A 13,286-nucleotide genomic window follows, 5' to 3' on the forward strand; every position below is an offset into this window, starting at 1 on the left:
AAGGGCGCGCATTATCGGCGCCGCCCCGGGCGGCGCGGTTAACCTTGGCGGATGAACGATGTACAGCCGGCGCCCGCCCCGCGCCTGACCTCCTTGTCCCACGGTGGCGGCTGCGGCTGCAAGATCGCCCCGGGCGTCCTGTCCGAAATCCTGCGCGGCACCGCGCGCATGCCGGTGCCGCCGGAGTTGCTGGTCGGCATTGAGACCGCCGACGACGCGGCGGTATGGAAGCTCAACGACGAGCAGGCCCTGGTCGCGACGACCGACTTCTTCATGCCCATCGTCGACGACCCGTACGACTTCGGCCGCATCGCGGCGACCAACGCGATCTCCGACGTCTACGCCATGGGCGGCCGGCCCATCATGGCGCTGGCCATCGTCGGCATGCCGGTGGCGGTGCTCGGCACCGAGGTGATAGGCCGCATCCTGGCCGGCGGCGAGGCGGTGTGCCGCCAGGCCGGCATCCCGATCGCCGGCGGCCACACCATCGATTCGGTCGAGCCGATCTACGGGCTGGTGGCGCTCGGCCTGGTTCATCCTCAGCGGGTGCAGCGCAATGCCGGCGCGCGAGCCGGCGACCGCCTGATCCTCGGCAAGCCCCTCGGTGTAGGGATCTATTCGGCCGCGCTGAAGAAGGACAGGCTGGATGCCGAGGGCTACCGCCGCATGGTCGACACGACCACTCAACTCAACACTCCCGGACCACGACTGGCGGCGCTGCAAGGCGTGCACTCGATCACCGACGTGACGGGTTTCGGGCTCGCCGGCCATGCGCTGGAGATGGCGCGCGGTGCCGGCTGCCGCGTCGTGCTCGACTGGGCGCGCGTGCCCCTGCTGCCGGGGGTGCGGGAGCTGGCGGAGCAAGGCCTGGTCACCGGCGCGAGTGGGCGCAACTGGGCGGCCTACGGCGATCAGGTGACGCAGGCCCCGGCGCTGGCCGTCGCCGACCGGGCCTTGCTGACCGACCCCCAGACGAGCGGTGGCCTGCTGGTGGCCTGCGCGCCCGAAGCGGTGGACGAGGTGCGGGCGATCTTCGCCAGCGAGGGTTTCGCCGGAGCTGCCGAGATCGGCCACGTCGAGGCCGCCGAATCGCCGCGCCTGGAGGTCGTCGCGGGCCGATGATTTCAGCCGGCGGCATGCAGCAAGACCCCGTATCTCCTCCACCCCGGCGGCCGGCGTCATGAGGCGCTGGTGGGGCATCGTCGGCCTGGCCGGCACGATCGCCGTGAGCGCCATCGCCGCCTCTGCACCCGCGAAGGCGGGCGATGCCTGGCGCTCGGCCTTCCTGGTGGCCGAGCAGGATGCGCAAGCGTCGGCGACGAAGGCCGAGGCGGACCGGGCCGAGGCCGTCCGCGCGGGGCAAGCTGCCGCAGAGCTGCAGGCGCTGGTCGCCTTGACGCTGGACTACGATTACCTCGACGAGCTCGATCGCCACCCCGAGCTCGTGCAGCGCGGGGCAGAGCTGGCCGCGCAACTGCACGACGCCGAGGCGGCGTCCTGGTTCGGCGAGCTGCGGGCACGGGCCCTGGCGGACGATGGGCAGCAGGAGCAGGCGCTGGCCGCGTTCGCCCGCCTGGTCGGCGAGGCCGAGCGCGACCATCTGGCTCGGCTGCCCTGGGTCTACGTGGCGCAGGGCGATGCGCTGAGCCATCTCGGGCAGCGCTACCAGGCGCTGCGTTCGCATTCGCGAGCCTACGAGATCTTCGAGGCGGCCGGAGAGCGCCTGGGCATGGCGGCCGCCTTGACCGGCATCGCCGGATCGCATGCCGATGGGTCCGACGCGGCCTCGCAGGTCCTGGCGCACGAGTATGTTGGGCGGGCCCTGGCCCTGGTGGATCCCGAGCGGCACCGGCGCATGGCCACCATCCTGAACCTTCGCCTCGGCGTGACCTTGCAGCGGCGGGAGCGGCTGGACGAGGCGCGCTCGCAGCTCGAGCGAGCGCTGCAGATGGCCCAGGGGCTCGGCCTGTCGCGCTGGGCGGCAGAGGCGCGCTACTTCCTGGCCAAGCTGGAGCTGCAGCAACATCGCCCGGCCGAGGCATTGCAGCAGCTGGACCGTGCGCTGCCGGTGTTTCGCGGCCAGCGGGACAAGACTTTCAACGTCGCTTCGGCGGCCGTGCGCGCGCAGGCGCTTGCAGGGCTGTCTCGCAAGTCCGATGCCCTGGCCTCGCTGGACGAGGGCAGCGACCTGCTGCGCAGGGTCCACAACCCCAGGCTGGAGGCCTTCTTCCGCCTGGCTGCCGCGCAGGTCTATGGCAGCCAGGCAGAGGACCGCCAGGCACTCCAGCAACTGCTCGCATTGCGCGAGATCGAGCGCCAGTTGTCCGACGAGGCCAGCGCGCAGATGGCGCAGGAGCTGAAGGTGAAGTTCGGCGTCGAGCTGCAGCAGCGGGAGAACGCGCTGCTGCGCGCCGAGCAGCAGCAGGCGCAGATCCGTCGCTACGGCTTGCTCGGGGCCCTGGTCCTGAGCATCGCAGCCCTCGGCACGCTGGTGCTGCTGCTGCGCAAGCGCGCCGCGCTGGCCGGCGCCGAAGCGTCGCATCAGGCCGCGCTGGCACGTGCACAGGCCCAGGCCAACCAGGCCAAGAGCGCTTTCCTGGCCCGCATGAGCCACGAGCTGCGAACGCCGCTGAACGCGGTGCTCGGCTATGCGCAGCTGATGCAGTGGGACCGGACCGCCAGTCCCAAGACGCTGGAGGGGCTGCGCATCATCGAGCAAAGCGGGCGCCACTTGCTCAGCCTGATCGACGACACGCTGAACCTGGCTCGCATCGAGGCGGGCCGTCTGGAGCTGTCCCCGGCGCCGCTGGCCCTGGAGCCGTTCCTGCAGGGTGTGGCCGATCTGGTCCGGGTGCGCGCCGAGCACAAGGGCATCGGCTTCGAGCTGGTGCTGCGCGACTTGCCGCCGGCCGTGCAGGCCGACGAGAAGCAGCTGCGCCAGGTGCTCCTGAACCTGTTGGCCAACGCGGTCAAGTTCACCGACCACGGGCGCGTGCTCTTCGAAGTGAGAGCCATCGCCGCCGCCGGCGACGTGACGCCCGGGCAGGCACGGCTGCGATTCGCGGTGTCGGACACCGGTGTCGGCATTTCGCCCGCCGAGCTGCCCGCGCTGTTCCGGCCTTTCCAGCAGGTCGGCGACAGCGAACGGCGCGCCGCGGGCACCGGCCTGGGCCTGGCCATCAGCCAGCAGATCGTGCGGCTGATGGGCGGCGAGATCACGGTGACCAGCACGCCGGGACAGGGCAGTGAATTCAGCTTCGAGCTCGCGCTTGCGCCGGCCGAGGCGCCGGCCGGCGCGCCGGCAAACGTGCGTCACGTCTCGGGCTACGACGGGCCGCGCCGCCAGCTGCTCGTGATCGACGACGTGGCCGCCAATCGCAAGCTGCTGGCCGATGCCCTGCGGCCACTCGGCTTCATCGTGCACGAGGCGGCCGACGGGGACGAGGGCCTGGCCCGCGCCCGGGACCTGAAGCCGGACCTGATCCTCATCGACAACGCGATGCCCGTGATGGACGGGATCGAGGCGACGCGCCGGCTGCGCCAGCTGCCGGGCCTCGCTCAGGTGCCGGTGCTGGCGGTATCGGCCAGCGCCTCGGCGCAGGACCGCGCCGAGGCCTTGGCGGCCGGCGCCAACGACTTTCTTTCCAAGCCGGTCCAGATGGAACGCCTGCTGGCGCTGATCGAGAAACACCTCGGGCTGGTCTTCAGCCCGGCCTGATCCCGGCGGGGCGAGGGCGCTTCAGCGAGGTGTCGCGGCGGCCAGGCCGTTGGCGAAATGCGCTCGCATCAGGCGCGCGGCGGAATCGGGATCGCGCTTTTCCAGCGCCTGCATCACCGCGCGGTGCTCGGCCAGCGATTCGGCGATGCGCCCTTGCTTGAACAGCGAGTGGTGGCGGTTGAGCTTCATCACCTTGCGCAGGTCGCCCACGATCTGACTGCGCCAGCGGTTGCCGGCGACGGCCAGCAGGCGGAGATGGAACTGCTCGTTGGCGGCGAAGAAGGCATCGCGCTGGCGGGTCTGCTTCTCGAGCTTGTCGTGCAGCGTGCGCAGCTCGGCCAGTTCTTCATCGGTGGCTCGCTCGGCGACCTCGGCGGCGGCATCGGCCTCCAGCAGGCCCAGCAGGCGGTAGACCTGCTGCACGTCATCGGCCGACATCTCGGTGACGTAGGCGCCGCGGCGCACCTTCATCGTCACCAGGCCTTCGACGGCCAGCACCTTCAGCGCCTCGCGCAGGGGCGTGCGGCTGATGCCGTACTCGTGGGCGAGCTTGAGCTCGTCTATCCAGCTGCCGGGCTCGAGCTCGCGGCTGAAGATCTGCTCGCGCAGGCGCTCGGCGACCTGCTGGTACAGGGCTCGAGGGGAGAGAAGGGTGTCGGCGTCTGAGGGCATGTTGTATTCATAATTATGCATCATGTATCATGCCGATCAAGCATCTGCCGGCGGCGATCCGGCCCAGGAGTTACCCCGATGAGCACATCGAACGAGTTCAGTCCCGCCACGCTCGCCCAATGGGAGAAAGCGGCCGCCCGGTCGGCCCCGGCCGGCGACGTGGGCGCGCTGAACTGGGTGACGCCGGAGGGCATCAACGTCAAGCCGCTGTACACGGCCGAAGACACCGCGGGCCTGCCCTTCACCAACACGCTGCCCGGCTTCGAGCCCTTCATCCGCGGCCCGCAGGCCACGATGTATGCGGTGCGGCCGTGGACCATCCGCCAGTACGCGGGCTTCTCCACCGCCACCGAGTCGAACGCCTTCTATCGCAAGGCGCTCGCGGCCGGCGCGCAGGGCGTCAGCGTGGCCTTCGACCTGGCCACTCACCGAGGCTATGACTCCGACCATCCCCGGGTGACCGGCGACGTCGGCAAGGCGGGTGTGGCGATCGACTCGGTGGAGGACATGAAGATCCTGTTCGACGGCATCCCGCTCGACAAGGTCAGCGTCTCCATGACGATGAACGGCGCCGTGCTGCCGGTGCTGGCGGGCTACGTGGTGGCGGCGGAAGAGCAGGGCGTACCGCAGGAGAAGCTGAGCGGGACCATCCAGAACGACATCCTCAAGGAGTTCATGGTCCGCAACACCTACATCTTCCCGCCCGAGCCGAGCATGCGGATCATCGGCGACATCATCGAGTACACGGCGAAGAAGATGCCGAAGTTCAACTCGATCTCGATCTCCGGCTACCACATGCAGGAGGCCGGGGCGAACCAGGCGCTGGAGCTGGCCTTCACGCTGGCCGACGGCAAGGAGTACGTGAAGACGGCGATGGCCAAGGGCCTGGATGTGGATGACTTCGCCGGCCGCCTGAGCTTCTTCTGGGCGATCGGGATGAACTTCTACCTCGAGATCGCCAAGATGCGCGCCGCGCGCCTGCTGTGGTGCCGGATCATGAAGGGCTTCGGCGCGAAGAGCCCCAAGAGCCTGATGCTGCGCACCCACTGCCAGACCTCGGGCTGGTCGCTGACCGAGCAGGACCCGTACAACAACGTGGTGCGCACCGCGATCGAGGCGATGGCCGCGGTCTTCGGCGGCACGCAATCGCTGCACACCAATTCCTTCGACGAGGCGATCGCTCTGCCCACCGAGTTCTCTTCGCGCATCGCGCGCAACACGCAGCTGATCATCCAGGAAGAGACCCACATCACCCACGTGGTGGACCCGTGGGCCGGCAGCTACCTGATGGAATCGCTGACCCAGGAGATGGCCGACAAGGCCTGGGCGATCATCGAAGAGGTCGAGGCCATGGGCGGCATGACCAAGGCGGTCGACTCCGGCTGGGCCAAGTTGAAGATCGAGGCGAGTGCCGCCGAGAAGCAGGCTCGCATCGACTCCGGCAAGGACGTGATCGTCGGCGTCAACAAGTACCGCCTGGCCAAGGAGGATCCGGTCGACATCCTCGAGGTGGACAACGTCCGGGTGCGCGAGGAGCAGGTGGCCCGCCTGAAGAAGATCAAGGCGTCGCGCGACGGCGCCAAGGTCCAGGCTGCGCTGCTGGCGCTGACCGAAGCGGCGAAGTCCGGCCAGGGTAACCTGCTGGACCTGGCCATCCAGGCGATCCGCCTGAGGGCGACGGTGGGCGAGGTGAGCGATGCGCTGGAGCAGGTCTACGGCCGCCACCGCGCCGACATCCAGAAGGTGACCGGTGTGTACGCTGCTGCCTACGATTCGGCCGAAGGTTGGGAAAAGCTGCAAGGCGAGGTCGCGGCCTTCGCCGAAGAGGCGGGCCGCCGCCCGCGGGTGATGATCGCCAAGCTCGGCCAGGATGGCCACGACCGCGGCGCCAAGGTGGTGGCCACGGCGTTTGCCGACCTCGGCTTCGACGTCGACATGGGCCCGCTGTTCCAGACCCCCGAGGAATGCGCCCGCCAGGCGATCGAGAACGACGTGCACGCGGTGGGCATCTCCACCCTCGCCGCGGGCCACAAGACCTTGGTGCCGGCGATCATCAATGCACTGAAGCAGCAAGGCGCCGACGACATCATCGTCTTCGTCGGCGGCGTCATCCCGCAGCAGGACTACGGCTTTCTCTACGAAGCCGGCGTCAAGGGCATCTACGGGCCCGGCACGCCCATCCCGGTGAGTGCGAAGGATGTGCTGGAGCAGATCCGCGCCGCGCAGGCCTCGGCCTGAACCGTCACCCGGATCGCTCTTCGAGATGCCGCCATCCGCTTCTTCTTTCGACCGGCCCGACCTTCGCCTGGCGCCGGCCGGCGACGGTGACTTCGAGGCCCTGCTTTCCCTGCGCCTGGCCGCCATGCGCGAGAGCCTGGAGCGGGTCGGCCGTTTCGACCCGCAGCGTGCCCGGGAGCGCCTGTCCCGCGGCTACCAGCCGGCTCACACGCGGCATATCCTGCGCCGCGGCGAGCTGGTCGGCTTCGTGGTCGTGGTGCCGCGCGAGGACGGCTGGCTGATCGACCACCTCTACATCCATCCCAGCGCACAGGGCGAAGGCATAGGCTCGTGGGTCCTCTCGCAGGTGCTGGCCGATGCCGACGCGGCGCACAAGCCCGTCTCCGTGACGGCACTGAAGCACAGCGACGCCAACCGGTTCTACCAGCGCCACGGCTTCGAGCTGCAGGCCGAAGGTGAGTGGGACTGGTACTACCTGCGGGCGGCGCGGTGAAGCCCTTCGTCGTCTACCTGCTGCGGTGCGCTGATGGCACCTACTACGCCGGGCACACCGACGACGTGGATGCCCGCATGCGCCAGCACCAGGACGGGCAGCAGGGCTATACGGCCGAGCGGCGTCCGCTGGAACTGGTCTGGGTCGGAGAGTTCGAGACGCGAGAGCAGGCGCTGGCCTTCGAGCTCCGCGTGAAGGGGTGGTCGCGGGCCAAGAAGGAGGCCTTGATCCGGGGCGACTGGGAGGAGATCCAGCGCCTGGCGAAACCAGGGCTTCGACAGGCTCAGCCCGAACGGACCTCCACCACCGTTCGCCCTGAGCCTGTCGAAGGGCCCGGCGCCACGCCACCCCGGCTTCGACAAGCTCAGCCCGAACGGGGCGGGATGGATCTCGAACGGATCCCCACCACCGTTCGCCCTGAGCCTGTCGAAGGGCCCACGGCGCGACCTGGGCTTCGACAAGCTCAGCCCGAACGGACCTCCACCACCGTTCACCCTGAGCCTGTCGAAGGGCCCGGTGCCACGCCACCCCGGCTTCGACAAGCTCAGCCCGAACGGGGCGGGATGGATCTCGAACGGACCTCCACCACCGTTCACCCTGAGCCTGTCGAAGGGGCTGGTACCACGCCGCCACCCCGGCTTCGCCAAGCTCAGCCCGAACGGGAGGGAGTGGTGCCCGAGCGCAAACCCTTCCCCATTCACCCTGAACCCGCGCAAGACCCGCTTCTCGCCGACCTGCTCGAAGCCACCCCAGCCCGCCGCCGGCGCGCCATCGCCAAGACCATCACGCTGCTCGAATCCACGCGGGCCGACCACCGCGCTCGGGCCGACGACCTGCTCAACGCGCTGCTGCCCTACGCCGGCCGCTCCTTCCGCCTCGGCATCTCCGGCGTGCCGGGCGTCGGCAAGTCGACCTTCATCGAGGTGCTGGGCCTGCACCTGATCGAGCAAGGTCATCGAGTGGCCGTGCTGGCCGTGGACCCGTCGTCCAGCGTTTCCGGCGGCTCCATCCTCGGTGACAAGACGCGGATGGAGAAGCTGTCCGTCCATGAGGCGGCCTACATCCGCCCCAGCCCGTCGAGCGGCACGCTTGGCGGCGTGGCCGAGCGCACACGCGAGAGCCTGCTGGTGTGCGAGGCCGCTGGCTACGACATCGTGATCGTCGAGACGGTGGGGGTCGGCCAGAGCGAGACGGCCGTCGCCGGCATGACCGACATGTTCGTGCTGCTGCAGCTGCCCAACGCCGGCGACGACCTGCAGGCCATCAAGAAGGGCGTGATGGAGCTGGCCGACCTGGTGGTGATCAACAAGGCCGATCTCGATGAAGCGGCAGCCACCCGGGCACGCGCGCAGATCACCTCGGCCCTGCGACTGTTCGGGCCGCACGCCCACCCGGATCACCAGCCACACGACAACAACGCCTGGCACCCCAAGGTCCTGCAGCTGAGTGCGCTGAAGTCCACGGGGGTCGACACCTTCTGGCAGACCGTCGCCGAATACCGTGAACTGCAGACCCGCAGCGGACGCCTCGCGCGCCGTCGACACGCGCAGGACGAGGCCTGGATGTGGGAGCGCATCGATGCCGGCCTGAAGGAACGCTTTCGCGCCCATCCCGCCGTGCGGGAGCACCTGGCCGCCTTGCGCACCGAAGTGCGCGCGGGTGCCGTGGCCGCATCCGTCGCCGCGCGCCGCCTGCTCGACCTCTTTCACTGACTTGCACCGAACCGAACGAACCCGTACCGAGGAGAACGACACATGCACGACATCCTGCAGATGCTCGAGGACAAGCGGGCCAAGGCCAGGCTGGGCGGGGGCGAGAAGCGCATCGCCGCCCAGCATGCCAAGGGCAAGCTCAGCGCGCGCGAGCGGCTGGAGCTGCTGCTCGACGAGGGCACCTTCGAAGAGTGGGACATGTTCGTCGAGCACCGCTGCGCCGACTTCGGCATGGCCGACAACAAGATCCCGGGCGATGGCGTGGTGACCGGCTACGGCATGATCAACGGCCGCCTGGTCTTCGTCTTCAGCCAGGACTTCACCGTCTTCGGCGGCGCGCTCTCCGAAGCGCACGCCGAGAAGATCTGCAAGGTGATGGACCAGGCGATGAAGGTCGGCGCACCGGTCATCGGCCTGAACGATTCCGGCGGCGCGCGCATCCAGGAGGGTGTCGCATCACTCGGGGGTTATGCCGATGTCTTCCAGCGCAATGTGCTGGCCTCCGGCGTGATCCCGCAGATCAGCATGATCATGGGCCCCTGCGCCGGCGGCGCGGTGTATTCGCCGGCCATGACGGACTTCATCTTCATGGTGAAGGATTCGTCGTACATGTTCGTCACCGGCCCCGAGGTGGTGAAGACGGTGACGCACGAGGAAGTGACCGCCGAGGAACTGGGCGGCGCGTCCACCCACACCAGCCGCAGCGGCGTGGCCGACCAGGCTTTCGACAACGACGTCGAGGCGCTGCTGATGCTGCGGCGCTTCTTCAACTACCTGCCGCTCAACAACCGGGACAAGCCTCCGGTGAGGCCCAGCGGCGACCCGGCCACGCGGCTGGACGAGTCGCTCGACACGCTGGTGCCGGACAACCCGAACAAGCCCTACGACATGAAGGAGCTGATCCTGAAGGTCGTGGACGACGGCGACTTCTTCGAGCTGCAGCCGGAGTACGCGAAGAACATCGTCATCGGCTTCGCGCGCATGGAGGGCTCCACGGTCGGCATCGTGGCCAACAACCCGCAGGTGCTGGCCGGTTGCCTGGACATCCGCAGCTCGATCAAGGCCGCGCGCTTCGTCCGCTTCTGCGATGCCTTCAACATCCCGGTCGTCACCTTCGTCGACGTGCCCGGCTTCATGCCCGGCACCTCGCAGGAGTACGGCGGCATCATCAAGCACGGTGCCAAGCTGCTGTACGCCTATGCGGAATGCACGGTGCCCAAGATCACGGTGATCACCCGCAAGGCCTACGGCGGCGCCTACGACGTGATGGCCTCCAAGCACCTGCGCGGCGACGTCAACTTCGCCTGGCCCAACGCCGAGATCGCGGTCATGGGCGCCAAGGGCGCGGTGGAGATCATCTTCCGCGAGGACAAGGGCGACCCGGCCAAGCTGGCCGCCCGCGAGGCCGAGTACAAGGCCCGCTTCGCCAACCCCTTCGTCGCCGGCAGCCGCGGCTACATCGACGACGTGATCCAGCCGCACGAGACGCGCCGCCGCATCTGCCGCTCGCTGGTGATGCTCAAGGACAAGAAGCTCGACAACCCGTGGCGCAAGCACGGCAACATCCCGCTTTGATGCCGTGAAGTCCACCTCCGTCAACGTGGGCCGATGGCTCGGCGCGCTGCTGGGCCTGCTGCTGGTGGGCGACGCCCTGATGCTGATGGCCGACGGCCTGTTCAGCCTCGGCGTCACATTGCCCTTGGCAGCCGGCCTGTGTGCCATCGCCTTGAGCTTCGCCTGGCCGCGCATCCAGCGCTGGCTGGAAAGCCGGCCGCGCCGGCGCAGGCTCTGGCGCGCCGGTTGGACGGCCTTCGGCGCGTGGGCACTCAGCGTAGCGGTGTTCTGGGTCGTGCTGGCCCGAGCGACGGCCGATGTGGTGACCGCGGAAGCGCCTTCTGCCATCGTGGTGCTCGGCGCCGGCGCGCCGAACGGCGTCCCGTCACCGACCTTGCTGACCCGGCTGGACCTGGCCCTGGAGCAGGCCGCGCGCTATCCGCACGTGCCTGTGGTGGTCAGCGGCGGCACCGGCTTCGGCGGGCACCCTAGCGAGGCCCAGGTGATGGGCGACTACCTGCGCGCCCACGGCCTGGCCGCCGGTCGCATCGTGCAGGAAGGGCGCAGCACCAGCACGGACGAGAACCTGCGGTTCAGCCGGCCGCTGCTGGCTGCGCGGGGGATCGGTGTCAGCGCGCCCGTGCGTCTGGTGACCAGCGACTTCCACACCCTGCGCGCCCGCTGGATCGCCCGACATGCCGGCTACACCCGGGTGCAGGCAGTCGGAGCGCCCACGCCGCTTTACGTCCGCTACAACGCCTGGCTTCGCGAGTATTTCGCCTTCGTCAGCGGCTTCGTGTTGCGAGAGTTCTAGGAGAAGAGATGTTCAAGAAGATCCTGATTGCGAATCGCGGAGAGATTGCCTGCCGCGTCATCAAGACCGCAAGGAAGATGGGCATCGCCACGGTCGCGGTGTACTCCGAGGCGGACAAGGACGCGCGCCACGTCGAGCTGGCCGACGAATCCGTGCTGCTCGGGCCCGCGCCCAGCCGCGAAAGCTACCTCGTCGCCGACAAGATCATCGCGGCGGCGAAGCAGACCGGTGCCGAGGCCATCCACCCCGGCTACGGCTTCCTGTCCGAGAACGAGGCGTTCGCGCGCCGCGTGGAGGAAGAAGGCCTGGTCTTCATCGGCCCGAAGCACTACTCCATCGCCGCCATGGGCGACAAGATCGCCTCGAAGAAGCTGGCGAAGGAGGCGAACGTCAGCACCATCCCCGGCCACAACGACGCGATCGAGTCGCCCGAAGCCGCGGTGGAGATCGCCAGGGGCGTCGGCTACCCGGTGATGATCAAGGCCTCGGCCGGCGGCGGCGGCAAGGGCCTGCGGGTCGCCTACAACGACAAGGAGGCCTTCGAGGGCTTCAGCTCCTGCCGCAACGAGGCGCGCAACAGCTTCGGCGACGACCGGGTCTTCATCGAGAAGTTCGTCGAGGAGCCGCGCCACATCGAGATCCAGGTCCTGGGCGATTCGCACGGCAACGTGGTGTACCTCTGGGAGCGCGAGTGCTCCATCCAGCGCCGCCACCAGAAGGTCATCGAGGAGGCACCTTCGCCCTTCATCAGCGAGGCCACCCGCCAGGCCATGGGCGAGCAGGCGGTCGCCCTGGCCAAGGCGGTGAAGTACCAGAGCGCGGGCACGGTGGAGTTCGTGGTCGGCAAGGACCAGGGCTTCTACTTCCTCGAGATGAACACCCGGCTGCAGGTGGAGCATCCGGTCACCGAGTGCATCACCGGCCTGGACCTGGTCGAGCAGATGATCCGCGTGGCCGCGGGCGAGAAGCTGGGCTTCGACCAGGGCGGGATACGGCGCGAGGGCTGGGCCATCGAATGCCGCATCAATGCCGAGGACCCGTTCCGCAACTTCCTGCCTTCCACCGGCCGCCTGGTCAAGTACCGGCCGCCCGCGCAGAACCTGGAGCAGGGCACGCCGACGCTGCAGGGCCATGCGTACCAGGACGGTCGCTTCGGCGGCGTGCGGGTCGACACCGGCGTCTACGAGGGCGGCGAGATCCCGATGTTCTACGACTCGATGATCGCCAAGCTTGTCGTGCACGGCCGCGACCGGAACGACGCGATCGCGAAGATGCGCGAGGCGCTCAACGCCTTCGTCATCCGCGGCATCTCGAGCAACATCCCCTTCCAGGCGGCGCTGCTGGCCCATCCGGGCTTCGTGTCGGGCCAGTTCAACACCGGCTTCATCGCCGAGCACTACAGCCAGGGCTTCCGCGCCGAGGATGTGCCGCACGAAGATCCGCATTTCCTGATCGCGCTGGCGGCTTTCGTTCGGCGCAAGGCACGCGAGCGCGCGGCCGGCATCAGCGGCCAGCTGCCGGGCCATGGCGTGGCGCATGCCCCCGAGCTGGTGGTCGTCGTGATGGGCCCGGGAGGTCAGCACCAGCACCACGCCGTCCGGGTGGCTGGCTTCGATCCGGGCACTGGGCAGGCCGATGTGCACGTGGGCGGGCGCCACTACGCCATCCAGAGTCACACCAGACTCGGTGAGGTCCTGATGACCGGCCGTTGCAACGGGCTGCCCTTCGCGGCTCAGGTCGAGAGCGGGCCGGCGAAGAATCCGCTGGCCATGCGCTTGTCGCACAACGGTACCCAGATCCAGGCCCTGGTGCTGCTGCCGCGCGCGGCGCAGCTGTTGAAGCTCATGCCCTACAAGGCGCCGCCGGACTTGTCCAAGTTCCTGCTCTCGCCCATGCCGGGCCTGCTGGTCGACGTGGCCGTCACCCCGGGGCAGAAGGTGCTGGCCGGCGAGAAGCTGGCGGTGATCGAGGCGATGAAGATGGAGAACATCCTCGTCGCCACCCAGGATGGCGTGGTGGGCGAGCTGCTGGCGAACAAGGGCGAGAGCCTGGCCGTCGACCAGCCCATCATCGCGTTCGCGTGAA

9 protein-coding genes and 1 pseudogene are annotated in these 13,286 nt (G+C 68.8%); 9 read left to right on the top strand and 1 reads right to left on the bottom strand.

Going from position 1 to position 13,286, the window contains the following annotated elements; translation table 11 throughout:
• Positions 1-51 precede the first annotated feature (51 nt).
• Both selD and ACS5PM_RS29320 read left to right on the top strand, forming a co-directional pair.
• Positions 52-1,122 carry a selenide, water dikinase SelD gene (selD, locus tag ACS5PM_RS29315; protein ID WP_439391522.1) on the top strand — a complete coding sequence of 357 codons (1,071 nt, stop codon included), beginning with the start codon at positions 52-54 and terminating at the stop codon, positions 1,120-1,122.
• A gap of 58 nt (positions 1,123-1,180) precedes the next feature.
• A complete protein-coding gene (locus ACS5PM_RS29320; RefSeq protein ID WP_439391524.1) occupies positions 1,181-3,718 on the top strand; it encodes an ATP-binding response regulator in 2,538 nt (845 codons plus the stop codon).
• 21 nt (positions 3,719-3,739) lie between these two features.
• Here the strand turns inward: ACS5PM_RS29320 and ACS5PM_RS29325 are convergent, their stop codons facing one another.
• Positions 3,740-4,390 carry a GntR family transcriptional regulator gene (locus tag ACS5PM_RS29325; RefSeq protein ID WP_439391526.1) on the bottom strand — a complete coding sequence of 217 codons (651 nt, stop codon included), beginning with the start codon at positions 4,388-4,390 and terminating at the stop codon, positions 3,740-3,742.
• A gap of 78 nt (positions 4,391-4,468) precedes the next feature.
• Here ACS5PM_RS29325 and scpA point away from each other — a divergent pair, with 78 nt between their 5' ends.
• From scpA to ACS5PM_RS29360, 7 genes and pseudogenes are all read left to right on the top strand, one after another.
• Positions 4,469-6,628 carry a methylmalonyl-CoA mutase gene (gene scpA / locus ACS5PM_RS29330; RefSeq protein WP_439391527.1) on the top strand — a complete coding sequence of 720 codons (2,160 nt, stop codon included), beginning with the start codon at positions 4,469-4,471 and terminating at the stop codon, positions 6,626-6,628.
• A gap of 25 nt (positions 6,629-6,653) precedes the next feature.
• Positions 6,654-7,121: a GNAT family N-acetyltransferase gene (locus tag ACS5PM_RS29335; RefSeq protein WP_439391528.1), complete on the top strand. Its 468-nt coding sequence runs from the start codon at positions 6,654-6,656 to the stop codon at positions 7,119-7,121.
• Positions 7,118-7,327: pseudogene (locus tag ACS5PM_RS29340) on the top strand (GIY-YIG nuclease family protein); the annotation flags it as partial. The gene ACS5PM_RS29335 and the pseudogene ACS5PM_RS29340, both read left to right, overlap by 4 nt.
• 528 nt (positions 7,328-7,855) lie before the next feature.
• Entirely contained in the window at positions 7,856-8,833 is a 978-nt protein-coding gene (gene meaB / locus ACS5PM_RS29345; protein ID WP_439391609.1) for a methylmalonyl Co-A mutase-associated GTPase MeaB, read from the top strand.
• 42 nt (positions 8,834-8,875) lie between these two features.
• Complete coding sequence (locus tag ACS5PM_RS29350) at positions 8,876-10,408, top strand: acyl-CoA carboxylase subunit beta (RefSeq protein ID WP_439391529.1); 1,533 nt, start codon at positions 8,876-8,878, stop codon at positions 10,406-10,408.
• Positions 10,409-10,412: 4 nt separating this feature from the next.
• Complete coding sequence (locus ACS5PM_RS29355; RefSeq protein WP_439391530.1) at positions 10,413-11,201, top strand: YdcF family protein; 789 nt, start codon at positions 10,413-10,415, stop codon at positions 11,199-11,201.
• A gap of 8 nt (positions 11,202-11,209) precedes the next feature.
• On the top strand, positions 11,210-13,285 hold the full coding sequence (locus tag ACS5PM_RS29360) for an acetyl-CoA carboxylase biotin carboxylase subunit (RefSeq protein WP_439391531.1): 2,076 nt from the start codon (positions 11,210-11,212) through the stop codon (positions 13,283-13,285).
• Position 13,286 lies beyond the last annotated feature (1 nt).

It is taken from the genome of Ideonella flava (genome assembly GCF_051857595.1).
Lineage (GTDB): Bacteria > Pseudomonadota > Gammaproteobacteria > Burkholderiales > Burkholderiaceae_C > Ideonella.